A 25,465-nucleotide genomic window follows, 5' to 3' on the forward strand; every position below is an offset into this window, starting at 1 on the left:
GGTGAATGACATGCAACCTAGAACTCTGTTTGAGAAGATTTGGGATAGGCACACAGTTGTAAAAGAAAATAACAAACCAAATCTGTTATACATTGACCTGCATTTGGTCCATGAAGTTACGTCTCCGCAGGCTTTTGAGGGCTTGAGATTAACCGGAAGAAAAGTAAGACGGCCAGATCTGACTTATGCAACAATGGATCATAACGTTCCGACCATCAATCCTTTTCATGTAACAGACGAAATTGCGTCAAAACAAATGACTACTCTAGAGGAAAACTGTCAAGAGTTTGGAATAAAGCTTGCAGATCTTCACAGCTCCGAACAAGGAATTGTTCACGTTATCGGACCAGAGTTAGGCCTTACGCAACCAGGAAAAACCATCGTTTGTGGAGATAGCCATACCTCGACTCACGGGGCATTTGGAGCCCTAGCTTTTGGAATTGGAACAAGCGAAGTGGAACATGTATTGGCCACTCAATGCCTATGGCAAACCAAGCCTAAAACCTTAAAAATTGATTTTAAAGGCTTAAGACCACTTGGTGTATCCGCTAAGGATATCATACTTGCATTGATTGCCACTCATGGTACGGATTTTGGGACAGGGTATGTTCTAGAGTTTACAGGAGATGTTATGGAAAAAATGTCAATGGAAGAGCGAATGACCATCTGTAACATGGCGATTGAAGCAGGGGCAAAAGCTGGGTTAGTTGCTCCAGATGAAACAACTTTCTCTTATTTAAATGGAAGAAAGTATGCACCAGTAGGAGAAGATCGTGATAGAGCAGAAGTAGAATGGTATGCACTTCGTTCAGATGAAGGAGCAGTATACGATAGAGTGATAGAATTTGATATAACCAATCTGGAGCCCCAGGTAACATGGGGCACAAATCCATCAATGGGAACGAAGATAAGTGGGAGGGTACCAGACCCTAAAGCCATAGAAGATGAATCAGATAGACGTTCCATTTCTCAAGCGATTGAGTACATGGGGCTAACGCCGGGGATGAAAATTTCAGATATCGAGATTGATTATGTATTTATTGGTTCTTGTACCAATTCAAGAATAGAAGATTTAAGACAGGCAGCACAAGTGGTAAAAGGGAAAAATGTATCATCTAGAGTGACTGCACTAGTGGTGCCAGGCTCTAAACAAGTGAAAAAACAGGCAGAGGAAGAAGGGCTGCATGACGTTTTTCTTGAAGCAGGCTTCGAGTGGCGAGACGCTGGCTGTAGCATGTGTTTAAGTATGAACCCGGATGTTGTTCCCTCAGGTAAACGATGTGCCTCAACCTCAAACCGCAACTTCGAAGGCCGGCAAGGAAGAGGAGCAAGAACGCATCTAGTCAGCCCGGCCATGGCAGCTGCAGCGGCAATTAAGGGTCACTTTGTTAATGTGAATGAATGGGGCTTGAAAGCAGAGGAGGTGGTCTAATGGAAGCTCTTATCACACATAGAGGAAAGGTTATTCCTTTAGACAAAGCCAATGTGGATACAGACCAGATTATCCCGAAGCAGTTTTTAAAACGGATTGAACGGACCGGGTTTGGGCAATTCTTGTTTTATGACTGGCGATTTGACGAAGAAGGCAGAGAAAAGGAAGAATTTATTTTAAACAATCCTCAGTATCGTGGCGCTTCCATTCTACTTGCTAGAAAGAATTTTGGTTGCGGCTCTTCCAGGGAGCATGCACCATGGTCACTACTAGACTATGGAATCAAAATAGTCATCTCTTCGTCCTTTGCAGATATTTTTTATAACAACTGTTTCAAAAACGGGATTTTGCCCATTATATTAAAAGAAGAAGAGGTAGAAGAACTTTTTTTTCTGTCTGATAAAAACGTTTTAGAAGCAGATGTTGATTTGGAGTTTCAGGAGCTGCAGGTAGGAGAACGTGTTTTTCCGTTCACAACCGATTCGTATCGCAAAGAAATGCTCTTAAAAGGGTTAGACGATATAGGATTAACAGAAATATATGAAAAACAAATAGCTGCATTTGAAAAAAAGAGAACTTAATGTTTCTCTTTTTTTTTTTTGCTTTTTTACACTTCACGGTTGATTTCCGCAAATTTGCTCCTTGTCCATGGGGCGATTTGTAAGCCTTCTCTGGCTTGCCCTGCATAGCTTCGCAACATTCCCGAGAAGATTCTCCGCCATCTGCTCCAATCAACTGCTAGAAACTCATTTTATCAACAGAATTTTTAACATAGCTTTTTTTTGAGAAAAATATTACAACAATCGTAAAAATATGAAAATTCTGTTATTATTAGAATGTTATGTTAAGTGAGTAGAATTTTCCAGAAGGAAAGGGGAGAAATAAGTGAAAGGTATTAAATTATTGCTAGTTATTTTGTTTTCATTCATGCTTCTAGTGGGGTGTGGCCAAACAGGTAGTTCTGTTAATGGAAAAGGCGAAGGGGAAGTCTCTAAAGATGGAAATAATGCAGAAGGTAGTACTACAGAAGAGAAAGAAAAAGAACAGACTGCAGGAGAAATATTGGAGAAGTCTACTGAGATAATGAATAATATGTCTAGTTATTCCATGGAATTTGAAATTAATCAAGAAATAAATTCTGCAACAGAAGGAATGATGTTATCTGCTTCCACCATGGAAGTAGAAGTGACTCAAAATCCATTTTCCCTTTATCAACTTACCTCTACCGTGTTAGAAGATGATACAGGAGCATCAGAAGAGGTGGATATTGAGATATATATCGCAAATGATGGAGCCTATTATTATGATGCTTTTGAAGAAAATTGGCTTCGTATACCAAGAGAATATGCGTTACAGATGGATGGTTTTAAGGATATGCAAGGAAAGATGTTTGATGAGATATCGATGCTGAAAGCTTACTCAGAAGATTTTGTCCTTACAGAAGAGAATGGTTCCTATGTGTTGACTTTTGAAAGTGAAGGGGAGAAGGCAACAGAACTGATTAAATTGGTTAATGGGATCACAAATAGTAATCTACCAGATGAAGAGGTTACGGTTAATCAGTTTCACTACCAAATACATATTGAAAAGGAATCATTTCATCTAGTAAAAATGGACATATTTATGGACATGGAAATGGATTCCGATGGCGGAGTAGTAACCGTTGTACAAGAGGTCATATCAAATTATTCCAATTTCAATGATGTAGATGAAATTGTCGTTCCACAAGAAATTGTCGATGCAGCAACGGAAATTTCCCTTCCAGATACGGAAGAATCAGACGAAGAGTAGTAAGAAAGGTGGGAGGGAAATCTTCCACCTTTTATTTTACTCTTTTTTTCACTGGCTCATAATCATAAAGCCTGCCTTCATATACCCATTCAAGTCGATCACTACTTCTAAAATCATCAGGCGTAACAAGGGAGGGAAGTTTATTCCACAGCTTTATTCCAGCTCGATGTAATACATCAGACACAAACTGTGAACAAAAATAACTTGAATCAATTTCAACAGGTTCATTGATTGAAACACCAATTACCCCTAATAGGTTATAAAACCATTTTCTTTCTTTGTTTTGAAAAACACCAATTATTCTCCTGATTTTTTCTACCTCTCTAGGTGTTACCTTCATTTTGTACAACACGCAGGTGGTTTCGGGATATTTCCGGTATGTACCGTACTCCACATCCTCCCTTACAAAGCCCCCATTAAATGGATTACTCGGCCGTTTTCTACCAAAGCTATACATTTCAACAAGGTTCGAATCGAAGGAAAGGGAAACATGGTTATAGGGTGCTCCTGTATACTTTTTTATCGATTTTGTAAATAATGTACCAGTATCTGTAAGTAAAATATAGACATAGCTTTCTGTCATCTCCATCACCAACGTATCATTATTAATAGGTTTCTAGTTTCATTATATAATTTATCTTGACCAAATTTAACCATTAATTTCATAATAAGGAGGAAGGGGGATAAATATGTTTGAAATGGAAGCGGTCATTACCTTGATGGTAATTGCAGCCGGGCTTAGTGTTTTTACTATCGTTTATTTAATTGTTAAGAAAAACTCTACTTCCAAGGATTTTAGTGAATTGGGAGTGAAAGTTAAAACCTGGTGGGGAATGTTATTTGTTTTTAGTGTTGCCACATTATTCAATCCTCTCGTTTCCTTATTTGCACTTATGTTTTTATGCTTTTTCTCATTAAAAGAGTATTTCTCTATTTTAAAGACAAGAAAGGTAGACCGACAGCTTTTTCTATGGGCGTACTTGTCCATTCCGATTCAATTTTATTGGATTTATATTGGCTGGTATGGGATGTTTATCGTTTTTATTCCGGTATACGTTTTCTTATTTTTACCACTACCTCGGATTCTTGGCAAAGGAACAGTTGGTTTTTTACGTTCTGTCAGCTCTACTCAATGGGGACTAATGCTGATGGTTTTTGGTTTAAGTCATTTAGCTTTTTACCAAACAGCAACACCTGAATACGGTGCCAACCTGGTATTATATCTCGTAGTCCTTACACAGCTACATGATGTAGTGCAATATCTTGTCTCTCTTTATATTGGCAAAAAGAAGGTCATTCCAACTTCCAACCCAAATATTACTTGGGAAGGCTTTCTTATCTCTACCTTTGTAACCACAGGTGTATCCTACAACTTGTTCCCATATTTAACTCCACTGGATGAATTGTTCGGAATATTGTCTGGTCTTTTAATAAGTGTGGCATGTTTTGGAGGGAGCTTGGCCGTTTCTGTACTAAAGAGAGATTTATTAATTGGGGATGGGGAAAAAGCATCTGTGCTGAAAAAAAGCTATTTAACCAGAGTAGATAGCCTTGCTTACTCAGCTCCGATTTTCTTTCACGTCATTCGTTACTATTTTGACTTCATGTAAAGGCTGCTTTCGCAAACGATTGATATGGCAATTTTAATTTGCTTATATAGTGAAATAGAAAAGAGCCCAAGTAAAAAAGAAATCTATCATTTTTTCTAGCAATCGTTGCATATAATGTAACGATTCTTCTTTTGGTCTTTTGAATGCACCAACTGTTACGGATTATTTTTACACTATACATACTCGTATCTTTTGCTAGGGAGGGATTTTTTTTGGAAAAAGAAGAGCAATCTCTATATGACACACCACTAATTGCCTTTGGTTTGCCTATATTTATTATGGTATTTGGGGTGTTTTTACTAGTGGAAGCACACAACTCTGGAAAGTTAAAATACATTCCAGTGGTCTTTATTCTTTTAGGACTTTCTGAAATTATTCGGTCCGTGATGAGACGCCGTTATCAACCAACTAAGAAAAAACGTGCTGAGATTAATCAAAAAAGTGGACATGTTGCCTACATATTAATGGCAACAAGTGTGGTTTGTTCGGTGCTGCTGTTAATTATGGAGAAAATTTCCGTGGAGATGGTCCTATATGTCCAGCTTTCTATGGCCATTGTGCTTTATCCTTTGTTAAAATTAGTATTACTCGTAAGACATGACGATTAAAAAAGGGGGAAATAGGTGGATTGTTTCCCTCTACACTCACCTTCTTTTTTAGAGTGTATCAACTCTACCCTTCATTCCATTCCTCGATTTTTCTGTATCTGCCATTCCCAAAAGCGCTTATTTTAAGACTGTTAGTGTAAAATAATAATTATTATGTTTCCTTTTTACTCCACACAATTTATTCACAATTATTCTATAAAATAAATTTTATCTTATCCTTAAATCTGTATTTTTTTTAGGAGTGTTTTTCATGTTGAAATTTTGGAGTGTTCTAGCGATTATACTTATCCTAGCTGGGTGTACGGATGATACAATTGATATGCCTAAACAAATAAGCATTGAAAATACTATTTTTGTTAGTCATATTAAAGAAAAAACCATGTCAGCCATAGATGCAACGAACGGAACAAAAGCATCCGTATCGATGCCGTTTGTGTTTTCAGCGATAGAAGAGCTAAAGCCAGGTTTATTTTTAGCAACCGTAAAAGAATCCGATAAGTTATATCAAATTGATGTGAGAAAACAAAAAATCACACCATTTATGGATTTAGAAAAAGGAGCTCTCGACCTTGCATATGATAAAGAAGGAAAGTCCCTTTATCTGGCAAATGTAGAAACAAATCAAGTATTGGTGATAGATATTTCGGAAAAAAAAGTCAGTGAAAAGATTGATGTAGGGGCGTATCCTTCCCATTTGTTTTTACATAATGAGAAGCTTTTTGTACTTGCAGCTGGAAGTGAGAATATAGCCGTTGTCGATAAAGCTACCAAAGGTATCTTGAACACCTTTGATGTCAACCCTCGTCCAGAAGGGTTATTCTTTGATGGGAATTATGTTTGGACTGGAGGGCATGGAGAAGGTGCAGAAACTAATAAGAGGATTTTTGGATATGATCCCAAGACAGGAGAGGAAAAACTTTCAGTAGAAACAGGGCTCATGCCAATACAAATCAAACAATACGAAAAAGATGGTCCAATGTATGTACTTAGCCATGGTGACCATACCGTAGCGAAGATTGATCCAAAAACATATGAAGTAGAAAAGAAGGTAACCTTAAGCGATAATCCGACAAATATGATTGCAGATGATAAAGAAATCTTCGTAACAAGTCTAGATGGAAATGAGTTAACGAAAATTAACATAAACGATTTTGAGATTACAGGTAGTTATCCTACAGAAAGTGGTCCTTACTTGCTTTTTAAAGGAGGCGAGGAAAAATGAAGATTCTAGTGGTAGATGATGAGGCGAATATGAGAGAGCTACTGGGCATGTATCTTCAAAAAGAAAACTATCAAGTTATTTTTGCGGAAAACGGAAATGAAGCCCTGGATCTACTTTATTTACATAAAATAGACTTAATAATTTTGGATGTCATGATGCCAGAAATGGACGGGTTTACCACATGTAAAAAAATACGACAAAAATATATCACTCCCATTTTGATGGTTACAGCAAAAGGGGATGAATGGGATAAAGTAAAAGGATTAAAGCTTGGAGCTGATGATTATGTGATGAAGCCGTTTAGCCCAAAAGAGTTACTAGCAAGGGTGGAGGCTTTATTACGCCGCTCAAACCAAGCATTTTTTGACATGCTGTCCTTTTGCGACATTCACATTCAAAAAAACGCTCGCCAGGTCTTTGTTGCTGATCAGAAGGTTGTTTTAGCAAGAAGAGAATATGATCTGTTATTGTTTTTGCTAGAACATAGAGGACAAGTCTTTTCAAGGGAACAATTGCATGATGTTGTCTGGGGAATAGATGCGGAAAAAGGCACATATCGAACAGTAGATACCCACATAAAAACGTTAAGATTTAAACTGAAAAATGCTGGTTCCTATATTAAAACGGTTTGGGGAATAGGCTACAAAATTGAGGATCATGAAGCATGAAGCCTTTATCAATACGCAATAAAATTTGGCTTACCATTTTGTCGGTATCAGTTGTAGCAATAGGACTAATTGTCATCGTTTCCTATTATTTGTATCAAACACTTTATATAGAAAAACAAACAGAGCTTCTATTAAAACAAGGTTCCCACTTGGAATCGTTTTTTTACAAGGAAAATCTTGAAGTGTTTAGGGAACGTTTGAATTGGATGGAGGAAACTTCTGAGTCCAAAATCATTTTCACTAATGATCCTATGGAGTTAGCTAGCGGAGCTCCTTTTGACTCACTTGAAGACCAAAATTTAATCACATTTAGTGAACGTCAGGAGCTTCTCTTAGGGAAAACACTTATCTTTACTAAATATCATAAAGGGTTAGAGCAAGAGATACGGGCGGTTGTGATTCCGTTATTATCTAATGACAGACTTGAAGCTGTGATCTTTATGTATGTCCCATTAACAGCGATAGCAGAGATATTTCAGCCAATCAAAACCTTTTTATTAGTTGGTTTTGCTATTGTACTTGTCCTATTAGTTATAGTTGGCACGAAGATGACGAATAGAATCGTTAGACCATTAAAAGAGATGGACGTTGTGGCCAGAGAGATTTCACAAGGAAGCTTTTCTAAAAAGGTATCTGTAAAAGGGAGGGATGAGATAGCCAGCCTTGGGACCTCCATTAATGTTATGTCTACAAATTTAGAAGCTGTAGATGAAAAAAGACGTGAATTCTTAGGGAATGTCTCACATGAGTTAAGAACACCGATAAGTTATTTAAAAGGATATAATGAAGCATTAAAGGAAAAAATCATTACTCCTGATAGGTATATGCAGACAATAGAAGTGGAAATAGAACGGATGAATCGACTTGTCCATGATCTTCTTGATTTAGCTCAGCTAGAAGGCGACTCCTACCCTATGAGCAAAGAGCCTGTGATATTGACAGAGTTATTAAGAGAAGTACTAGAGCGTTTTTACTTGGAAATAAAAGAAAAGAATTTAAAGGTTGAGCTTAACTTAAATGAGGACGTTGTCATCATAGGGGATCCTGTTCGTATGGATCAAGTAATCGTAAATCTATTAAGCAATAGCATTAAGTATACGGAAGTTAGTAAAACAATTTCTATTTCTATTTATCAAGAAAAAGAGGAAGGAGTTTTGAAAGTAAGGGATGAAGGGGTAGGCATTCCAGAAAAGGATGTTCCCTATATATTTGAACGCTTTTACCGTGTTGAAAAAGCCAGAACTCGTAAGCTCGGGGGAACAGGTCTAGGGCTTTCCATTGTTCAACAAATTGTGAAGAAGCACAACGGTAGCATCACTATAAAATCTGAAGAAGGTTTTGGAACAACTGCAATCGTAAAGTTACCATTATTTGAATTTTAATAAGCCTTCATTCTTTTTTCACAAATGACTTCTACACTATAGGCATACGTTAGATTTTACATGAAGGAGTATGCTTATGGAGAAAAAGGTACATCAGGAAGAGAACAAAAAGCAAACAAGAAATGGTATTTACCAAACTATGTGGAGATGGCATTTTTATGCAGGTCTTATTTTTGCTCCTTTCTTAATCATTCTAGCATTTAGTGGTGCGGTGTATTTATTTAAACCACAAATTGAATCCTTTCTTTATCAGGATTTATACTATGTGGAGGAAACAAAAGAAAGTAGTATATCTACTAATAACCAGATGACTATGGTCAAGGAAGCCTATCCTGAAGCAAGTATATCAGGTGTAACTTTTTTTCAAGAGGCAGAAAGAAGTACAAAATTCTCTACTATGCAAAATGGCGAGAGGGTAAGTGTCTTTGTTGATCCATACTCTGGTAAAGTATTGGGGAATCTTCCAGCGGAGAAAGAGCTAATGACCTTTTTTGTTAAGCTTCACAGTGAACTGCTGATTGGAGGTACCGTCGCTAATCGGCTTGTGGAGCTAGCAGCATGCTGGGCTATCCTTTTGTTGCTTACAGGACTTTATATTTGGTGGCCGCGAAATCGCTTGACCATTTGGGGTACCATCTTACCAAGGCTGCGGAGTAAGGGTCGAACCTTTTGGCGTGATATGCACGCTACATTAGGGTTTTGGCTTTCATTAGGCCTAATAATTTTGGTCTTAACAGGTTTACCATGGTCGGGTGTAATGGGGGAACAAATCAACAAGCTAGCAACGGCTACGAATACTGGATATCCAGCATTTTCTTTTGGGTTTGGACCAAAACCAGAATCTGTAACAGTAGCAAAGGATGTTGCAGAGAATGTTCCATGGGCAGCGGAAAATGTTCCGGTACCAAAATCAGCAAACAGCCAATATGTATCTTTAAGCTTACATGATGTTAATAGTATTGCAGAGAGTAAGCATATCGAGAAGCCTTATACGATCTCCATGCCACAAAATGAGAGAGGAGTCTATACGATTTCCACTTCTCATTCAAAGCCATTTGATAATGCCACTTTACACGTTGACCAATACAGTGGAGCAGTATTAACAGATGTGCGATATGATGATTATGGGCTAATGGGGAAAGCCATTACACTTGGGATAGCTTTGCATGAAGGTAAGCTTTTTGGCTTAGCTAACCAATTGATTGGACTACTATTATGTATCGGTTTAATTGCGATGATGATCAGCTCCATCATCATGTGGAGAAAAAGAAAACCTAAAAACAAACTAGGTGCTCCAGGAAAAGATGTGGATATCAAAATAAAAAGAACGGTAACCGTCATGATGCTCCTACTTGGTATCATCATGCCTCTTGTTGGGATATCCATCATCCTTGTTCTAATATTGGATAAATTAGTAGTGGAGAAAATCCCTGGTTTAAAGGAATGGTTACATTAGAAAGGTGAGGTAGATTTATGAAGAAGCTATTACTAGTGTTTATTCTGGCATTCTTGTTAGTAGGCTGCACGAGTGCACCAGAAAAAAACACGTCACCTGAAATTATAGAGGTGGAAATTTCCATGCCAGAAAAGGTTAGTGAGAATGAGTCCGTCACGATTCAAACACACGTAACCCAGGGTGAGGAAAATGTAGAGGATGCAAAAGAAGTTAAATTTGAAATTTGGAATGTGGAAGAGGGTAAGGAAGAAAGTACTCTTTTGGATGCAGTTCACACAAGTGACGGTCAGTATGTTGCTGATCATTCTTTCAGAGAAAAGGGAGTGTATCGTGTTCAGTCACATGTTACAGCGCGTGATTTGCATGTCATGCCAACAAAACAAATTGTTGTTGGTGAACTATCAGAAGAGGATATCCAAGCCATTTTAGAAAAAGAAAAAGTGAATAAAGAGGAAGAAAATAGTGAGCATGATCATCACTAAATTCTTTATTGAAGCAACGCGATTCGTAATAGAATTAGCGTTGTTTTTGATTTTCCTAATCATCTCCCTTAAGTCGAATCAGTTTCTTTGATTTTGTGCTAATCGTTTGCGATAATACCCATAATAATTGTTAAGGAGGGTGTCATTTATGAAAGTTACAGTTGTAGGTGCAAATGGACAAATTGGCAAACAGCTTGTTCATTTTTTAAAAACTGAAGGCCACACACCGATAGCAATGATTAGAAAACAAGAACAAGCGGATGAATTCTCAAATGATGGAGTGGAGTCTGTTGTAGCTGACTTAGAAGGTACGGTAGACGAGATAAAAGAGGCTGTAAACGGGTCCGATGCGATTGTGTTTGCTGCAGGCTCGGGAGGAAGTACTGGTTCAGATAAAACCTTGTTAATTGATTTGGATGGTGCCGTAAAAGCGATGGAAGCAGCGGAACAAGCAGGGATAAAAAGATTCGTCATGGTAAGTGCACTTCAAGCAAACAATCGTGAAAATTGGAATGAAGCCCTTCGTCCTTATTATGTGGCAAAACATTATGCTGATAAGATGCTGATAGAAAGCCAGCTTGATTATACCATCGTGCGTCCAGGCGGCTTGTTAAATGACCCTGGCACTGGGAAGGTGAAGGTTGGAGAAAAACTGGAAAGAGGATCAATTTCGCGGGAGGATGTAGCGAAAGTATTGGTAGAGGTATTGGATGCTAAAAACACCTATCGAAAATCCTTTGACCTTGTGTCAGGAGATACAGAGATAAAAGATGAAATAAAGAGATTCTGATGCTAGAGGCTGCCTAAAGATTGAGGCAGCCTTTTTTTAAGTTATCATTGCATTTGAACGAAGTGCCAAAAGGTACGTGTTGATGCCAAAGTTTACTGAATTAATGACAAACCTAGGAATAAACAATGTATATACTATATAATAAGCTTTACTAGATTTGAATGAGGTGAAAGCATGCTTTATATCTTATCACAGCTTGGCTTTAGTTTTATTGCTGCAGCAGGCTTTGGAGTTCTCTTTAATGCTCCTAGAAGGGCACTGCTACAATGCGGCACCGTTGGGATGATTGGGTGGATTTTTTACATACTTTTGGCAGATTCAGGTATAGACCCTGTTTTAGCCTCTTTTGTGGGTTCATTTATGGTTGCACTTGTTGGGCATATTATGGCAAAAAGGTATCGAATGCCCATGATCATTTTTAGTGTTGCTGGGATTATCCCGCTTGTTCCGGGAGGACTTGCTTATAATACGATGCGGCATGTTGCTGAAAATGATTATTTGGGTGCGATTCCCTTGGCAGCTAAGGCATTTATGATTTCTGGAGCTATTGCTATGGGACTAGTTTTTGCTGAGGTTATTATGCAGCTAGTGATGAAAGTGATAAAAAGAAATGTCCTGCCAAACCAGGAGGTGAAATAAATGGCGGTGGAAAACACAAAAACAATAATGGAAATCTGTCTTCTCGCTGGGAGAATTATGATGGAGGGTGGAGCGGAAACATATCGTGTAGAGGATACAATGACAAGAATTGCAGCTTCATTTGGCATGGAGGAAACACATTGTTTTGTAACTCCAACTGGTATTTTTATGTCTTTAAATGGAGATAATCCCTCTCAACTTGTGAGAATTAATGTTCGGACTACCGATTTGGAAAAAGTAGCGCGAGTGAATCAAATTTCTCGAAGAATAGCAGCTGGAGAGTTCACTGTAAAAGATGCGAAAGATGCGTTTGAGGATTTGGAAGCGTCGCATTTACTTTTTCCAATTAGCTTGCAAATTTTAGCTGCGGCACTTGTAAGTGGATCCTTTCTCATTATGTTTAAAGGTGGATGGACAGATTTTTTACCAGCTATTATTGCAGGTGGATTAGGTTATTGTGGCCTCTTATTCATTCAACATTATACAAAAGTGAAATTTTTCGCGGAATTTTTTGCTGCCTTTATTATAGGCATAGTTACATTAGTTATGGTTAATTTAGGAATTGGTAAGGAGCTGGACAAGATTATTATTGGCTCAGTGATGCCACTTGTACCAGGGCTTTTAATAACAAATGCAGTACGGGATCTAATGGCAGGTCATTTTGTATCTGGGTTGTCTAAAGGGGCAGAAGCTTTCCTCACAGCTTTTGCCATCGGTGCAGGTGTGGCGGTTGTATTTCTCTCTTGGTAAATCTTTCTCGTTACATTCATGACATGCAATTAACAGTATATTTCGTTATTTTACAATAATTACTTGTTTACGGTTTTCGATTGACATATTAGAGTAATAGTATGAAAACTTTACAGAAATACCTCATAACTTTGTTGGTTGTCGCACTTGTTTTTGGTGGTAGTACGGCTGCATTTGCAGCAACAACTCATACGGTAAAATCCGGAGATACCATGTGGAAAATTGCGGTTAAATATCAGGTAGGTGTATCTGAGTTAATTTCTGCAAATCCTTCCATTAATAATCCGGACTTGATATACCCAGGTCAACGAATTACTATTCCAGAAAAAGGAGAAGGACAAACTCAGGAAGAAAAGGTAGCAGCTTTAGTGAATCAAGAGCGTGCTAAATATGGGCTTAAGCCATTAAAGTTGAATTGGGAGTTATCAAGAGTTGCAAGATATAAATCTCAGGATATGATAGACAAAAGGTACTTTAGTCATACATCTCCAACGTACGGATCTCCTTTTCAGATGATAAAAGATTTCGGGATTTCATACCGCGCTGCAGGTGAAAACATCGCTGCAGGTCAGAGCTCACCTCAAGAGGTGATGAACGCGTGGATGAACAGTGAAGGTCACCGTAAAAATATCCTATCAAGTCAGTACACCGAAATTGGTGTGGGCTATGCAAAAGGTGGCCAATACGGCCATTATTGGACTCAGATGTTTATTACTAGATAATATAAAGAGGCTGGGATTAAAGTATTTTAGCCTAAGTAAAAACCGAACTGATTGGAGTATTTGATCTAATCAGTTCGGTTTTTTATGCTTTTACTTCTTAGATGACACCAGCGGTTGATTGGAGTGCAAGACGTAGACTCCTGCTTAAAGAAGTGGCCAAAGTGAGACCCCGCAGGCGAAGCCGAGGAGGCTCACGGGTCACCCGCGGAAAGCGAAGTCTTGCACGGAAATCAATAGCGGTATTTAATGCCGGCATTATTATTGTTCGTCTTTTTGTTTGTATTTTTAAGTTTTGTCCAAGCCTCTTTTTCTAATTCTGTACATTCAGTTTTTTCGGTTTGGGAAAGATAAAATAACTACACGTTATAAGAAAATCTACCCCTAGAACTAATGTCCACACCCTTAAAAGATGAAGCAGTGCCTCTGTTCTTTCAGGTTGATTAATGAAGTAAATCATTCCCGCTAAAATGCAACCACCAATAATAAATGCCGTAATATGTCTCAGAAATCCCTTTGCATAATGAAAAGCAAACTCTTTGCCATAACGCTTTTTTTGTTTTTCTCCATTTCTTGTAACGTAGTATTTAAATTGTTGATCTGCCCAGTTAATCATTGATTTTCCAAAGGCAATGGAAATGCCAATGTAAATAGCAGCTACGCCGTGAGCGATTGTAGCAGTGGCACCTTTATATAGGTCAAAGCCAGTAATAGCTATTAGAATTAAATCCACGACAGGTGTTAAAGCTAGAAGGAAAATACCTGTTCTTTTTTTATTAAAAACATACCGAAAAACAAGTCCAGAAATGATAACAACCCAAAATAATATTTCACAAGCAACAATCATCCACGCAATCATATTCATTACTGACGGCTCCTTTTTAATACATTTGTGCTATATAAGGTACTATAACACCTCGTTTTATTTAATACAAGTGTATTTTTAAAATTGTTTTTCCCTTTTTTTCTTGATACAATGAAGCTATGCCAAAAATTGTTGATCATGAGAAAAGAAGAGTTTTAATATCTGAAGCTACGTGGAGAGTTATTCAAAAAGAAGGAATGGAAGGAGCAACTGTCCGAAATATTGCAAAGGAGGCTGGGTTATCACTAGGAGCACTAAGGCATTATTTTTCCACACATGAAGAATTGTTGCTATATTCCATGAATTTAGTGAAAGAAAACGCAGCGAAAAGAATGGAAAAAATAGCCATGGGAGACCTAGATCCTGTTGAAAAAGTATTAAGGCTCTTGCTTGAAATGATACCCACATCATCGGAAACTAGAATAGAAATGGAAGTATGGTTTGCTTTTATGTTTCACTCACTACATAAAAAAGAAACCTATGTAAAGTATGATGACGGTATATTCACTGCGATATTGAAAATGTTTGATTTATTAGAGCACTTCGGATTATTGCAGGAGGGAATAAAGAAAGAAGAGGAAGCAGAGATTCTTCATGCTCTTGTAGACGGCCTCGCAATTCATGGTCTTGTTGAACCAGAAAGCTTACCTCGATTGAAAGCTGAAAAGCTGTTAAACTTACATTTGCAAAAAATAATTAAACCAAAAGAGGCTGTGACAAAAGGGTTTTAGACTAAGTAAAAACCGAACTGATTGGAGTATTTGATCAAACCAGTTCGGTTTTTTTAGGTCCCAGCCTCTTTTTTCTATTACGCGTTTATTCTGTTCATTTGGATATGAAATTTATAACGGTCTCCCCTATATAGGGATTTAACAAGCTCTAATGGTGTTCCATTTAGGAGGTAGGTGTTTCTTTGTATTGCAAGAACAGGTTGTTGTCTTTCCATTTGTAAGAGCTTTTCATCCTCTAATGAAGCTTTGACTGATTCAATAGATTGATCAGCATGAGAAATTTTTAATTGTAGCTTTTCTTCTATATATGCGTAAATAGAGGCATTAACGTCTTGTTCTGTAAGTCCTTTTACTAGATTTGCGGAAAGGTAGCTTGTTTCGAGTGCCATAGGTTCCCCGTCTGCCATTCTTAACCTCTTAATTTCATAAACAGGAGCATATTCACGAATTTGTAGTTCTTCTGCAACAAAGGTACTCGCTGGGACGATTTCGAAGTGAATGAGTCTACTTGTTGGCGTCAGTCCTCGCTTTTTCATATCCTCCGTAAAACTGGTTAATCCTTGTAGTGGTTGCTCTAACTTCTTTTCTGCCACAAAGGTACCACTTCCCTTTTTACGGTAAAGAAGTCCTTCGTTCACTAGAGAGTTGATGGCTTGTCTTACGGTCATTCTGCTTATTTCATATTTTTCGGCAAATTCCCTTTCAGAAGGAATGGTATCACCTGGCAAAAGTAATCCAGCTTTTATTTGTTCTTTTAGATGTGATTCAAGTTGATAATAAATTGGTATGGGTGAGGTTTTATTAATCATACGATTCTCCTTTCATGCAATGGTGCGATTATTTTGAAGCACATCTTTATCTGCAATGATCGTAACATTAGGATGTGTTTGCAGGATGGAAGCTGGAAATTTTTCTGATAATTCTCCGTAAAGAAGCTTTTGGAATGCATCTTGTTTATTTTTCCCTGATATGAGAAGGAGTATCTTTTTCGCCTGCATAATGGTGTGGATTCCCATTGTAATGGCATGTGTAGGAACCTCATCGCTGCTTTCAAAGAAACGGGCATTAGCATTTATAGTGGAATGAGTTAACTCGACAAGATGGGTGGTGCTTTGAAAAGAAGTTCCTGGCTCATTAAAGCCGATATGCCCGTTTTGACCTAAACCAAGTAGCTGAATATCAATTGGTCCGTGTTGAGCAAGTTTATTTTCGTAAGATTGACATTCACTGAAAATATCCTTCGCTGTTCCATTTGGAATAAACGTATTTTCTGATTTCATATTGATAGATTGAAAAAGATTTTTTTGCATAAACGAATAATAACTGTTCCGATGGTCTAATCCTAGTCCGATATATTCATCAAGGTTAAAGGCCTTCACCTTGCTATAATCAGTGCGGTTTTGTTTATAATCTTCTACTAAGTATTGATACGTACCCTTTGGGGTGCTACCTGTTGCAAGACCAAGGACGAGATTTTGTTTTACTCGAAGATTTGAAATGATAATGGATGAAGCTACTTTGCTCATTTCTTTATATGATGCAGTCGTAATAATATCCATCAGCCTAATCCCCCTTGTATACTAGTTCTCCTTTAATAAAGGTCATTTTTACATTTAAATCTGTATCCAAGATGACAATATCAGCATCTTTACCGAGGGCGATACTTCCTTTTTGATGATCTAATTTTAGTTGGCGGGCTGGATTGATGGAAGCCATCCTTATTGCTTCTTGTAATGTACAACCTGTAAAATCCATCATATTCGTAACGGCAACATTCATTTTTATCACACTGCCGGCAAGCGTTCCATCTTGGAGACGTGCGGTGTTATTTTTTACAAAAACTCTTTGTCCTCCTAGTTCATACTCCCCATCTTCTAGCCATTTTGCTCGCATGGCATCTGTGATTAGAATAAGTCCGTTAGCTCCTTTTGCTAAATAAGTAGCTTTAATGACAGCAGGATGAACGTGAATTCCATCCGCAATTAACTCAAGCATTAACTCAGGGTGTGCAAGGGAGGCACCTACCACACCAGGTTCTCTATGGTGACTACCACGCATGCCATTATATAGGTGTGTTACATGCTTGGCTCCAGCCTCCATTGCAAGAATCATCTCCTCGTAGAGCGCATCTGAATGACCAATGGAAGCAATTATTCCACTTTCTGAAAGTTTTTTCACTAACAGATAGCCATTAGGCATTTCTGGTGCCATGGTAACGATTTTAATATGGTTTCCAGATGCAAGTTGAAACTGTTGAAAGGTGTCTAAACATGGAGAATAAATATGTTCTAATGGTTGCGCCCCTGCACGAATGGAGTTAATGAACGGTCCTTCAAGGTGAACACCTAGCAATTGGCTTCCAATTTGGGTATCTGCTGTTTTATTTATATATTGATTTACACTTTTAAGGGCGCTTGTAATTTTTTCTTTGGAATTTGTTATGGTAGTTGCTAAAAACGCAGTTGTCCCTTCTTTTACAAGTGAGCTCGAGATGGTTTGAAGAGCTTGCTCGTTACAATCCATCACATCTGCACCGTTTGAACCATGAATATGAAGGTCAATAAAACCTGGAGCTGCAATAAATTTACCTCCCATATTCCATTCCATAAGTGACTCATTATTTTGGTAGGTTTCCATTGTGCCATACTCAACAATCCTACCGTCTTTCCATTTTATATACGCGTCATTAAGTATATTTTTTTCTGTGATAACACGAACGGAAATTAGTGCATAACTGTTTGGAGGTCTTTTCATCTATAAGCTCCTTTTTAGATTTGTTGAAAATATTAACTATTAGCAGGCAACTGTTGATTGGAGCAAAAGGCGGAGACTCCCGCGGGAATGAAGCGATGGACTGTAGACTCAACAGGCGTAGCCCAGGAGGCTTACACATCGCCACGCAGGACGCGGAGCCATTTTGCGGCAATCAACAGCGAGTATCCTTCTTTATAAAAGGTTACCAAAAAAATGTATAGTTGTATATACCAATTTAGTGATAGCACATGGGTTTTTATAAAACGATGATTGGTATAGACAGATTATTACTATCATTTTATTCTATCTATATTTTTTTTGAAATAATATACTAATTAAAGAAGAAAAGCATAAAATGCTAGAAAGGTGAACCAGCATGACAAACATCCCTCTAACAATTAGAAAAGCAGAAATAAAAGATTTACAAGCCATTGTAGATATCTATAATTCCACTGTGGAGAGCAGAATGGTAACTGCAGATACAGAACCCGTAGGAGTAGAAATGCGCCTAAACTGGTTTTATGATCATCATGAAAAAAGACCTTTATGGGTGGTTGAAAACAATGGAACCATTTGTGCCTGGATAAGTTTTCAGGATTTTTATGGACGTCCAGCATATCAAGCAACGGCAGAAATTAGTGTCTATCTTCATGAAAATACTCGCGGAAAAGGGCTTGGTGGGCAGTTGCTCTCCTCCATTATTAAGGAATGCCCTGGACTAAACATAGAAAATCTTGTGGCATTTATTTTTGCACATAATCAACCGAGTATCAGACTTTTTCAAAAATACGGATTTGCACAATGGGGCTTGCTTCCTGAGGTTGCAGAGCTTGACGGTACGAAAAGGGATCTCATTATTCTTGGGAAAAAAATAGAATTATAGGAGGATGGAATGAGAATAAAGTGGGCGATAACAATTGTTGTAGGAATTCTTTTTGTAACAGGAATTCTTCTATCCTTTAACGAACATGTAAGGGGAGCAGTAAAGCTTGCTTTTTCAACCAAATCTATTGTTACAGTATCTACAGAAAACGATACAAAGACAATGATGACAAAATTAAATGAGGGAGAAGGCTTTCAAGTACTTTTGTCTTATATAGAAGAGGATGGTTGGGTTCTTGAAGATCAACTAGGATCTACTTTTTTGTTTACAAAAGAAGAAGAGAGTCTAGTCATCATGCTTAAAATGTGGACAAGTGAGTACATTATTGCTGAAATGACAGAGGGGTAAGGTGATTATCGTTGAAGCCAGTGCCAATGCTGAGAACAGAAAGACTTCAGTTGCGCAACTTATCAATGAAAGATTCTGACACTATCTACGCATATTTTTCTCAACCAGAAATGACAAGATTTTATGGTATGGAGCCATTTCAAACAAAGCTTGACGCAGATAAATTTATTAAAGATTTCCTTGATGACTACACCAATCTTTACAGATGGGGAATCGTCGAAAAGGAATCTGGGAAATTAATAGGAACGTGCGGATTTCATGCAATATCAGACAAGCATGCCAGAGCAGAAATAGGCTATGAAATTGATTTGCCTTATTGGGGTAAAGGGTATGCAACTGAAGCAATTACAGCTATCATTCATTATGGTTTTGATTCGATGAAGTATAATCGCATTGGAGCTAATGTGTATCCAGAGAATATTTCTTCAAGAAAAGTATTAGAAAAAGTCGGTTTTACCCATGAGGGATTACTTAGGGGCTATCTTTACCAGGGTGGAGTCTACCATGATGCAAATGTGTTTTCCATTTTAAAAAAGGATTTCTTTCATGAAGACCTGGAGCTTTAAATTTTTAAAACTGCAGCCTTGCCTTTAATGGGCAGGCTGTTTTTTTATCTTAATGATGAATAGTAAAAAAATTGATTTCTAGCTGCAGATTGGAGCAAAAGGCGAAGACTCTTCTCTAGAATGAAGCAAAAAATCTTCACACCCCACAGGCTAAACCGAGGAGCCCTGCAGAAAACATAGCCTTCTGCGGAAATCAGTAGGGCTGGGCATGGGATACTTATTAGAACAAAAATTTAAATATTCTAAATCTGCTGTTTTTATTTGTTAATCTATTGTATGATTACTATGAAATTCCATCTATACGAAAGGTGAGGAATGTACATGTATCAGATTAAAAGATTAAGTGAATGTACATTAAATCAGGCCGTTGAAGCATGGAACAAGGGTTTTGAGGGTTACTTTTTTGATGCTAAAATGGATGTGGACAGATTTTCCGCAAGACTAGGTATGGAAAATATCTCAGCCTCTTTCTCTCTAGTCGCTTTTGATGGAGAAAATCCAATCGGTTTGCTATTGAGTGGTGTAAGAACCATTGGCAAGAACAAGGTAGCATGGAATGGTGGCACGGGGGTAGCAACAGCCTACAGAAGAAAGGGTGTTGGAAAGCTGCTTTTAGATCATGCGCTTGAGATCTATTCCGCTGAAGGGGTGACCCTGTCTACCTTAGAAGCAATAGGAGAGAATGAAAAGGCGATATCCCTCTATCAAGCAAAAGGCTATGAAGTTGTAGATAAAGTCATTCATCTAAGTACAGAAGGACAACCAGAATTCAACGACAGTTATCCTTTTATGACGGTTTATAATTCCGCTTCTGCCGCACCTCATCTCTCACTCTATCAAACAGATACCCCATGGCAAAGTCAGTGGTGGTGCATGAAAGAAGGACAAACGCTACAGTTGCTTTCTGATGAAGGAGAAACAGTGGCATACGCTATGTTCAAACGGCAATATACGGAGGATGGTACACTCAACGCAGTTATTGTCACGCATTGTTTCATCAAAAACGAAATGGAGAATCATGACCGAGTGCTAGAGAGCATGTTTTCCCAATTGTTTCCTTATTCTGCCACGAATTATCAACGTATGGTTGCATTTTTTCAACCGTCCAACATGCCCGTGTATCAGTATCTTCTCGAAAAAGGCTTTGAACATAAAATTGAGCAAGTGTGGATGAAAAAATCGATAAAATCACCAGTACCTGAACGAAACTAAACTATCTTAGAAAAAAGCTAAAAAAAGGAAAAAATTTCAGGAGGGGTTATAAATGCAGATTTCAACTTTTTTGCAAGATCAAAACGATCATTTTCAAAGACTATTAAAAGAATCAACGCATGCGAGCTGGATGGCGCAAACTACAGGGGAAAAGAAGTGGGCAGAGGAAGCTGGAAAGGCTTCTGCACAATTTAATTTATTCTACTCGGATAAACAAAAATACGAGCAAGTAAAAGTTTTTTTGCAAGACACAACTCTTTCAGAAGACGAGAGAAGACAGCTTGAATTATTAGAAAAGGCTATGAAAGAAAATCAATTAGATCAAAAAACCATAGAAGAACTTTCCGCTCTGTCTTCTGAGTTAAACTACATATTTAATACATATACACCAGAAGTTGATGGAAAGAAGCTATCTGCAAATGATATTCGAAACATTTTACTTAATAGTAAAAACTGTGTAGAAAGAGAAAAAGCTTGGAAAGCTAGTAAAGAGGTTGGTGGTGCCGTTTCAAGTAAATTGTTAGAGCTTGTTAAGAAAAGAAACAAGGCTGCCCGCACACTTGGTTATGATAATTATTATCAAATGGCTTTTGCTAATCAAGAGTTAAACCTAGAAGAGATATTTTCTATGTTTGAGAACCTTCTCGACCAATCTGAAGAGACATTTCGCCTTTTAAAACACGAACTAGACAAAGAGTTAGCACACAAGTTTTCTATAAATATAGAGGACTTAAGACCATGGCATTATGCTGATCCCTTTTTCCAAGAAGCGCCAGCCAATGACAAGACGAACTTAGACGGCTACTTCAAAGGCAAAGACTTAAAGCAGCTGACTGCGGATACGTTTGACTCTATGGATATGCCAATTGACGGGTTATATGCTTCTTCTGACTTAAGCCCGAGAGAAGGGAAAAATCCAACAGCTTTTTGTATGGATATGAACCGAGATGGTGATATAAGAGTGCTCTGTAATAACCTTGATAATACATATTGGATGGGTACCATGCTCCATGAATTTGGTCATGCGGCGTATAATAAATATGTAAACCGAGATCTGCCTTACCTTTTACGAAGCTTTGCTCACATTTTGACAACAGAAGCGATTGCCATGCTCTTTGGAAAAATGACAGAGAATAGAGAATGGCTCTCGAAATTTCTAAAATTAGATGAAACGAAACTTGAGTCGGTTATGCCGGACTTGGAAAAGCATGAGCAGTTGAAAATGCTTGTTTCTGCACGTTGGATTATTACATTCGTTTTCTTTGAAAGAAAATTATATGAAAATCCAGATCAAGATCTCCCTTCACTCTGGTGGGAAACAGTAGAAAAGATTCAGCTGTTAAACCCTCCAGAGGACAAGTCAAATCCCGACTGGGCAGCAAAAATTCATTTTACACTTGCGCCGGTTTATTACCAGAATTACTTGTTAGGAGAACTAACAGCAGCTCAGCTATACCATTACATCCACACACACATCTCAAAAGAATTTTTCAATGTAGGAGTTGGAGCATTCATACGTGATGAATTTTTAGCTCCAGGTGCAAGCTACCATTGGAACAAAAAGATTGAAAAAGTAACAGGGGAGCCACTAAACCCTGACTATTTTGTCAAATCATATTGTCGAACAGAAAAAGAGATATATTAGGTGAAGTGGGTAAACAGAGGGATAACTTCTGTTTACCTTTTTTATTGTTTAGGAAATTATAAAAAATATGTCTTTGGATATCTGGAACAAAAGTAGCAGCGTCCAGCTCCATGCGCCAGCGACTAGCAAACTTCCCTCACCTCCTTACGATAAGGCAACACGAAAAAGCATCCGCTCTTCGGGTTTGCTTTATCTCATACGGCTCAGTGCCACGAAAAGTGAAGCGGCTCGTTCAGCTCCGACAAGCATAAGACAGCTTTTTGCAGGAGGCTGTTCTTGCCTCTGGAGAAAAGATGGCTTATGACTCGAGGAGCTAGCCGCAGCAACTAGACAAAGTTTGTACGTCGCAAAACGGGCGCATTGCGCTTTTGTTCATGGGGGGCCAATTTATGATAACGTTCATACAAAGTCAACAATCTTTACTACAAATAGAGGTAGATATTATGAATTCGCAGCCAGCATATAACGCGCTGTCTAGTGGAAAGGAAACGCTTTCCCGCTACGATATTCTAAAAGAACAAAAAGAAGAAAAGCTCGACAAGGAAAGATACGTCATTAGATGGGAAGAGAATTACGTAGGAATCATTGATTTTACGATGAAAAATCCAAAAGACGGCAATCCTTGGTTGGGACTTTTTATTATCCATTCCGATTGGGAGAGAAGGGGACTGGCGAAAAAAGCATATGACCATTACGAGAGCATGATGAAAAGCAGGAATGTAAAAACAATTAGATTGGGCTGCTTAGAGGAAAATAAAAAGGGACTTTTGTATTGGAAGAAGTTAGGGTTTGAAAAGGTGAGAAAGGTATTTTATCGTGAAAAACCTTTATTTATAATGGAAAAAGAACTATAAAACGAACACGATCATTCAATATTAAAAATCTATGACTTTTTTAACAAATGATTAATTTCTTATGAAAATACACGGAAATTAATATAGAATGGTTAGTAGAGAGTTTTCGAGTTTTTATGACAATTTACTCTAGTCGATTTCCAAAAGATTTGTTTTAGAAAGGTTTGTCCTTACATGATATTTAGATGCATTCTTATAATTCCTCTTACAATGATTATCCTACTTAGTCACAGTCTACCAATACAGGCAGAAGCGATAAATGAAATTTTCAGTGAATCTGCTATTTTAATAGATGCTAAATCTGGAGAAGTACTATACGAGAAAGATAGTGAACGCGTCATGTACCCTGCTAGTATTACAAAAATCGTCACCGCTCTTATTGCAATTGAAGAAGGAGATATGGAGGAGACCGTAACGGTAAGTGAAAATGCCAGAAATCAAGAAGGTTCAAGGGTTTACTTACTTGAAGGAGAAAAGGTATCCTTAAAAAAACTTGTCCAAGGATTGCTAATTAACTCCGGTAACGATGCAGGAACAGCGATAGCAGAACATTTTGACGGAAATGAAGCAGCTTTTGCAAACAGAATGAACACCTTTGTGAAAGAACAGATTGGGGTAGATAATACGAACTTTACTAACCCGCATGGTTTATTCCATCCCGATCATGTAACCACAGCGAAAGACATGGCCAAAATTACTCAATATGCTCTTAATAACGAAATATTTATGGAAATAGTCGGAACAAAAACCATGGACTGGGTTGGAGAAGGATGGGAAACAACTCTGTATAACCATCATCGTTTACTGTGGGATTACGAAGGCACCACTGGTGTGAAAAATGGCTATGTTCCTGAATCTGGTCATACTTTAGTTACCTCAGCCAGTCGAAATGGAATGGACCTGATTGCAGTGACATTGAAGGCATCATCCAAATATTACAGTTATTATGACACCATGGCGATTTTGGACTATGGCTTTCAATATTTTACCTCAGAAAAAATAAAAAGAGGTCAGATGATTGCAGACGCATCGGGCAAAGAATATATGCTCGCAAAGCATGTATATGTTTCTAAGCAAGAAGAAGACAAAGTGCAGCTTGCAGTGAACGAGAAGAAGCAGTTAGTCGTACAAGTGGGTGACGAGAAACAAATAAAAGATGGTGTACTCGTGGAGAAGGAAACGAATGAACTAAGCCCGGTTCCTTCCACAAAAACAGAGACGGTAGCGAGCGCAGAAAGACCTACTGAAAATAAAAGTAACATGCTCCTTATTGTATTTATCTTTGTTTGCCTTTTTCTATTTATTTTCATCATCAGCATGAAGCAAAAGAAGAAAAGGCGGAAAAAGCTAGAAGAACGCTTTTCTAATTCCATAAGATACCAAAAAAGAAGCAATTTTCATCGCTAAAATAACAGCGTCCTTGCATGGGATGCTGTTATTTTTTTTATACTTTGGGTATAGGTTTATTGAGATTTGGATTCTTGTCCAGCATTTGTATATAATGGAGATAGGTAGAAAATAGGAGGGGTATAGGTATGCCAAAAAAAGAAACACAACTCCATCAAGGACTAATTGATGCATTACAAGGAGAAAAAATCGTTTCCCTTATCACCTCAGACAAAGACACAAATAAACCAAACTTAAGTATTGTTTCCTGGCTTGTTGCCCATCAGGACGGTAAAACGATTAAATTCGCCTTGGGTCACAAAGCGGAAAGCGCCTTTAACATTCAGCAAAATCCAGAATTGATACTTGGGGTATATGGCGATGGAAGCTGCTATTCTATCAATGGAAAAGGAACGGTTTCTGATGTCATTGATAAAACAATGAAATATCGGATCGTAACGGTAGAGGTGGAAGCAGTGGAAGACGTTATATTCTATGGCGGAAAGATTACACAGGAACCTGATTATGTGAAAACATATGATGAGGAGCTTGCAAAAAAACTCGATCATGAAGTATATGAAATGTTAAAAGGATAATAAACGTCTTATAAAACAGTGCCAATATGATCTGACCCAATAAAGTTAGACACTAATCTAATTTTTACGGGGCAGT

At 37.9% G+C, this 25,465-nt stretch carries 28 protein-coding genes; 23 read left to right on the forward strand and 5 right to left on the reverse strand.

The genetic code is table 11. The features are described from left to right. Positions 1-10: 10 nt before the first annotated feature. From leuC to FIU87_RS07935, 3 genes are all read left to right on the forward strand, one after another. Positions 11-1,432 carry a 3-isopropylmalate dehydratase large subunit gene (gene leuC / locus FIU87_RS07925; RefSeq protein WP_152444084.1) on the forward strand — a complete coding sequence of 474 codons (1,422 nt, stop codon included), beginning with the start codon at positions 11-13 and terminating at the stop codon, positions 1,430-1,432. Beyond that, positions 1,432-2,013: a 3-isopropylmalate dehydratase small subunit gene (leuD, locus tag FIU87_RS07930; protein WP_152444085.1), complete on the forward strand. Its 582-nt coding sequence runs from the start codon at positions 1,432-1,434 to the stop codon at positions 2,011-2,013. The genes leuC and leuD overlap by 1 nt, the downstream gene beginning before the upstream one ends. A 304-nt stretch (positions 2,014-2,317) precedes the next feature. Continuing rightward, positions 2,318-3,223: a DUF6612 family protein gene (locus FIU87_RS07935; RefSeq protein WP_152444086.1), complete on the forward strand. Its 906-nt coding sequence runs from the start codon at positions 2,318-2,320 to the stop codon at positions 3,221-3,223. 31 nt (positions 3,224-3,254) lie between these two features. On the opposite strand, the gene FIU87_RS07940 is transcribed toward FIU87_RS07935, so the two are convergent. Further along, complete coding sequence (locus tag FIU87_RS07940; protein WP_152444087.1) at positions 3,255-3,806, reverse strand: C40 family peptidase; 552 nt, start codon at positions 3,804-3,806, stop codon at positions 3,255-3,257. A gap of 115 nt (positions 3,807-3,921) precedes the next feature. On the opposite strand from FIU87_RS07940, the gene FIU87_RS07945 reads away from it, so the two are divergent. The 11 genes from FIU87_RS07945 (at position 3,922) to safA (ending at position 13,552) form a co-directional block, all read left to right on the forward strand. Beyond that, on the forward strand, positions 3,922-4,833 hold the full coding sequence (locus FIU87_RS07945) for a phosphatidate cytidylyltransferase (RefSeq protein ID WP_152446470.1): 912 nt from the start codon (positions 3,922-3,924) through the stop codon (positions 4,831-4,833). Between the two features lie 212 nt (positions 4,834-5,045). Continuing rightward, a complete protein-coding gene (locus tag FIU87_RS07950) occupies positions 5,046-5,441 on the forward strand; it encodes a hypothetical protein (RefSeq protein WP_152444088.1) in 396 nt (131 codons plus the stop codon). Between the two features lie 250 nt (positions 5,442-5,691). Then, the gene (locus tag FIU87_RS07955) at positions 5,692-6,663 is read left to right on the forward strand and encodes a YncE family protein (RefSeq protein WP_152444089.1); all 972 of its coding nucleotides are present in this window, start codon (positions 5,692-5,694) and stop codon (positions 6,661-6,663) included. Beyond that, a complete protein-coding gene (locus FIU87_RS07960) occupies positions 6,660-7,331 on the forward strand; it encodes a response regulator transcription factor (protein WP_152444090.1) in 672 nt (223 codons plus the stop codon). The genes FIU87_RS07955 and FIU87_RS07960 overlap by 4 nt, the downstream gene beginning before the upstream one ends. Further along, on the forward strand, positions 7,328-8,713 hold the full coding sequence (locus FIU87_RS07965; RefSeq protein WP_152444091.1) for a sensor histidine kinase: 1,386 nt from the start codon (positions 7,328-7,330) through the stop codon (positions 8,711-8,713). The genes FIU87_RS07960 and FIU87_RS07965 overlap by 4 nt, the downstream gene beginning before the upstream one ends. Positions 8,714-8,789: 76 nt before the next feature. After that, complete coding sequence (locus FIU87_RS07970; protein ID WP_152444092.1) at positions 8,790-10,169, forward strand: PepSY-associated TM helix domain-containing protein; 1,380 nt, start codon at positions 8,790-8,792, stop codon at positions 10,167-10,169. A gap of 17 nt (positions 10,170-10,186) precedes the next feature. Continuing rightward, the gene (locus FIU87_RS07975; protein ID WP_152444093.1) at positions 10,187-10,651 is read left to right on the forward strand and encodes a FixH family protein; all 465 of its coding nucleotides are present in this window, start codon (positions 10,187-10,189) and stop codon (positions 10,649-10,651) included. Positions 10,652-10,799: 148 nt separating this feature from the next. Further along, positions 10,800-11,441 (forward strand): SDR family oxidoreductase, encoded by a 642-nt coding sequence (locus FIU87_RS07980; RefSeq protein WP_152444094.1) that lies wholly within the window; start codon positions 10,800-10,802, stop codon positions 11,439-11,441. Between the two features lie 174 nt (positions 11,442-11,615). Next, positions 11,616-12,080, forward strand: coding sequence for a threonine/serine exporter family protein (locus FIU87_RS07985; protein ID WP_152444095.1), 465 nt, complete (start codon positions 11,616-11,618; stop codon positions 12,078-12,080). After that, positions 12,081-12,830: a threonine/serine exporter family protein gene (locus FIU87_RS07990; RefSeq protein WP_152444096.1), complete on the forward strand. Its 750-nt coding sequence runs from the start codon at positions 12,081-12,083 to the stop codon at positions 12,828-12,830. Between the two features lie 101 nt (positions 12,831-12,931). Next, positions 12,932-13,552, forward strand: coding sequence for a SafA/ExsA family spore coat assembly protein (gene safA, locus FIU87_RS07995; RefSeq protein ID WP_152444097.1), 621 nt, complete (start codon positions 12,932-12,934; stop codon positions 13,550-13,552). A 310-nt stretch (positions 13,553-13,862) separates the two neighbouring features. Here the strand turns inward: safA and FIU87_RS08005 are convergent, their stop codons facing one another. Further along, positions 13,863-14,414, reverse strand: coding sequence for a hypothetical protein (locus FIU87_RS08005; protein ID WP_152444099.1), 552 nt, complete (start codon positions 14,412-14,414; stop codon positions 13,863-13,865). A 119-nt stretch (positions 14,415-14,533) separates the two neighbouring features. Here FIU87_RS08005 and FIU87_RS08010 point away from each other — a divergent pair, with 119 nt between their 5' ends. Continuing rightward, the gene (locus FIU87_RS08010) at positions 14,534-15,145 is read left to right on the forward strand and encodes a TetR/AcrR family transcriptional regulator (RefSeq protein ID WP_152444100.1); all 612 of its coding nucleotides are present in this window, start codon (positions 14,534-14,536) and stop codon (positions 15,143-15,145) included. A 77-nt stretch (positions 15,146-15,222) separates the two neighbouring features. On the opposite strand, the gene FIU87_RS08015 is transcribed toward FIU87_RS08010, so the two are convergent. From FIU87_RS08015 to nagA, 3 genes are read right to left on the reverse strand one after another with little or no spacing between them, the layout of a single operon-like run. Continuing rightward, positions 15,223-15,954, reverse strand: a complete 732-nt coding sequence (locus tag FIU87_RS08015) for a GntR family transcriptional regulator (RefSeq protein ID WP_152444101.1) — start codon at positions 15,952-15,954, stop codon at positions 15,223-15,225. A 12-nt stretch (positions 15,955-15,966) separates the two neighbouring features. Beyond that, positions 15,967-16,704, reverse strand: a complete 738-nt coding sequence (nagB, locus tag FIU87_RS08020) for a glucosamine-6-phosphate deaminase (RefSeq protein ID WP_152444102.1) — start codon at positions 16,702-16,704, stop codon at positions 15,967-15,969. A 4-nt stretch (positions 16,705-16,708) separates the two neighbouring features. Further along, complete coding sequence (gene nagA, locus FIU87_RS08025; protein ID WP_152444103.1) at positions 16,709-17,899, reverse strand: N-acetylglucosamine-6-phosphate deacetylase; 1,191 nt, start codon at positions 17,897-17,899, stop codon at positions 16,709-16,711. 376 nt (positions 17,900-18,275) lie between these two features. Here nagA and FIU87_RS08030 point away from each other — a divergent pair, with 376 nt between their 5' ends. From FIU87_RS08030 to FIU87_RS08065, 8 genes are all read left to right on the forward strand, one after another. Further along, positions 18,276-18,782, forward strand: coding sequence for a GNAT family N-acetyltransferase (locus FIU87_RS08030; RefSeq protein WP_152444104.1), 507 nt, complete (start codon positions 18,276-18,278; stop codon positions 18,780-18,782). Positions 18,783-18,791: 9 nt separating this feature from the next. After that, positions 18,792-19,130, forward strand: coding sequence for a hypothetical protein (locus tag FIU87_RS08035; RefSeq protein ID WP_152444105.1), 339 nt, complete (start codon positions 18,792-18,794; stop codon positions 19,128-19,130). A 20-nt stretch (positions 19,131-19,150) separates the two neighbouring features. After that, positions 19,151-19,696 (forward strand): GNAT family N-acetyltransferase, encoded by a 546-nt coding sequence (locus tag FIU87_RS08040; RefSeq protein WP_253905578.1) that lies wholly within the window; start codon positions 19,151-19,153, stop codon positions 19,694-19,696. Positions 19,697-20,017: 321 nt separating this feature from the next. Further along, positions 20,018-20,908, forward strand: a complete 891-nt coding sequence (locus tag FIU87_RS08045; protein ID WP_172970999.1) for a GNAT family N-acetyltransferase — start codon at positions 20,018-20,020, stop codon at positions 20,906-20,908. Between the two features lie 52 nt (positions 20,909-20,960). After that, a complete protein-coding gene (locus tag FIU87_RS08050; protein WP_152444107.1) occupies positions 20,961-22,553 on the forward strand; it encodes a M2 family metallopeptidase in 1,593 nt (530 codons plus the stop codon). A gap of 389 nt (positions 22,554-22,942) precedes the next feature. After that, the gene (locus FIU87_RS08055) at positions 22,943-23,407 is read left to right on the forward strand and encodes a GNAT family N-acetyltransferase (protein WP_172971000.1); all 465 of its coding nucleotides are present in this window, start codon (positions 22,943-22,945) and stop codon (positions 23,405-23,407) included. Positions 23,408-23,617: 210 nt separating this feature from the next. Then, positions 23,618-24,814: a D-alanyl-D-alanine carboxypeptidase family protein gene (locus FIU87_RS08060; protein ID WP_253905539.1), complete on the forward strand. Its 1,197-nt coding sequence runs from the start codon at positions 23,618-23,620 to the stop codon at positions 24,812-24,814. Between the two features lie 128 nt (positions 24,815-24,942). Continuing rightward, positions 24,943-25,389: a PNPOx family protein gene (locus FIU87_RS08065; protein ID WP_152444110.1), complete on the forward strand. Its 447-nt coding sequence runs from the start codon at positions 24,943-24,945 to the stop codon at positions 25,387-25,389. The last annotated feature ends 76 nt before the right edge of the window (positions 25,390-25,465 follow it).

It is taken from the genome of Bacillus sp. THAF10 (genome assembly GCF_009363695.1).
In the GTDB taxonomy this organism is placed as follows: domain Bacteria; phylum Bacillota; class Bacilli; order Bacillales; family Bacillaceae_I; genus Sutcliffiella_A.

What these genes read in the sequence shown, in the direction of transcription:
- FIU87_RS08060 (WP_253905539.1), top strand. Translation starts at nt 23,618, where the DNA reads ATGATTATCCTACTTAGTCACAGTCTACCAATACAGGCAGAAGCGATA.
- FIU87_RS07970 (WP_152444092.1), top strand. Translation starts at nt 8,790, where the DNA reads ATGGAGAAAAAGGTACATCAGGAAGAGAACAAAAAGCAAACAAGAAAT.
- FIU87_RS07990 (WP_152444096.1), top strand. Translation starts at nt 12,081, where the DNA reads ATGGCGGTGGAAAACACAAAAACAATAATGGAAATCTGTCTTCTCGCT.
- FIU87_RS08030 (WP_152444104.1), top strand. Translation starts at nt 18,276, where the DNA reads ATGACAAACATCCCTCTAACAATTAGAAAAGCAGAAATAAAAGATTTA.
- nagA (WP_152444103.1), bottom strand. Translation starts at nt 17,899, where the DNA reads ATGAAAAGACCTCCAAACAGTTATGCACTAATTTCCGTTCGTGTTATC.
- FIU87_RS07985 (WP_152444095.1), top strand. Translation starts at nt 11,616, where the DNA reads ATGCTTTATATCTTATCACAGCTTGGCTTTAGTTTTATTGCTGCAGCA.
- FIU87_RS07945 (WP_152446470.1), top strand. Translation starts at nt 3,922, where the DNA reads ATGGAAGCGGTCATTACCTTGATGGTAATTGCAGCCGGGCTTAGTGTT.
- FIU87_RS07965 (WP_152444091.1), top strand. Translation starts at nt 7,328, where the DNA reads ATGAAGCCTTTATCAATACGCAATAAAATTTGGCTTACCATTTTGTCG.
- FIU87_RS08055 (WP_172971000.1), top strand. Translation starts at nt 22,943, where the DNA reads ATGATAACGTTCATACAAAGTCAACAATCTTTACTACAAATAGAGGTA.
- FIU87_RS08010 (WP_152444100.1), top strand. Translation starts at nt 14,534, where the DNA reads ATGCCAAAAATTGTTGATCATGAGAAAAGAAGAGTTTTAATATCTGAA.
- FIU87_RS08015 (WP_152444101.1), bottom strand. Translation starts at nt 15,954, where the DNA reads ATGATTAATAAAACCTCACCCATACCAATTTATTATCAACTTGAATCA.
- leuD (WP_152444085.1), top strand. Translation starts at nt 1,432, where the DNA reads ATGGAAGCTCTTATCACACATAGAGGAAAGGTTATTCCTTTAGACAAA.
- FIU87_RS07960 (WP_152444090.1), top strand. Translation starts at nt 6,660, where the DNA reads ATGAAGATTCTAGTGGTAGATGATGAGGCGAATATGAGAGAGCTACTG.
- leuC (WP_152444084.1), top strand. Translation starts at nt 11, where the DNA reads ATGCAACCTAGAACTCTGTTTGAGAAGATTTGGGATAGGCACACAGTT.
- FIU87_RS07955 (WP_152444089.1), top strand. Translation starts at nt 5,692, where the DNA reads ATGTTGAAATTTTGGAGTGTTCTAGCGATTATACTTATCCTAGCTGGG.
- FIU87_RS08045 (WP_172970999.1), top strand. Translation starts at nt 20,018, where the DNA reads ATGTATCAGATTAAAAGATTAAGTGAATGTACATTAAATCAGGCCGTT.
- FIU87_RS07980 (WP_152444094.1), top strand. Translation starts at nt 10,800, where the DNA reads ATGAAAGTTACAGTTGTAGGTGCAAATGGACAAATTGGCAAACAGCTT.
- nagB (WP_152444102.1), bottom strand. Translation starts at nt 16,704, where the DNA reads ATGGATATTATTACGACTGCATCATATAAAGAAATGAGCAAAGTAGCT.
- FIU87_RS08050 (WP_152444107.1), top strand. Translation starts at nt 20,961, where the DNA reads ATGCAGATTTCAACTTTTTTGCAAGATCAAAACGATCATTTTCAAAGA.
- FIU87_RS08005 (WP_152444099.1), bottom strand. Translation starts at nt 14,414, where the DNA reads ATGAATATGATTGCGTGGATGATTGTTGCTTGTGAAATATTATTTTGG.
- safA (WP_152444097.1), top strand. Translation starts at nt 12,932, where the DNA reads ATGAAAACTTTACAGAAATACCTCATAACTTTGTTGGTTGTCGCACTT.
- FIU87_RS08035 (WP_152444105.1), top strand. Translation starts at nt 18,792, where the DNA reads ATGAGAATAAAGTGGGCGATAACAATTGTTGTAGGAATTCTTTTTGTA.
- FIU87_RS07975 (WP_152444093.1), top strand. Translation starts at nt 10,187, where the DNA reads ATGAAGAAGCTATTACTAGTGTTTATTCTGGCATTCTTGTTAGTAGGC.
- FIU87_RS07940 (WP_152444087.1), bottom strand. Translation starts at nt 3,806, where the DNA reads ATGACAGAAAGCTATGTCTATATTTTACTTACAGATACTGGTACATTA.
- FIU87_RS08065 (WP_152444110.1), top strand. Translation starts at nt 24,943, where the DNA reads ATGCCAAAAAAAGAAACACAACTCCATCAAGGACTAATTGATGCATTA.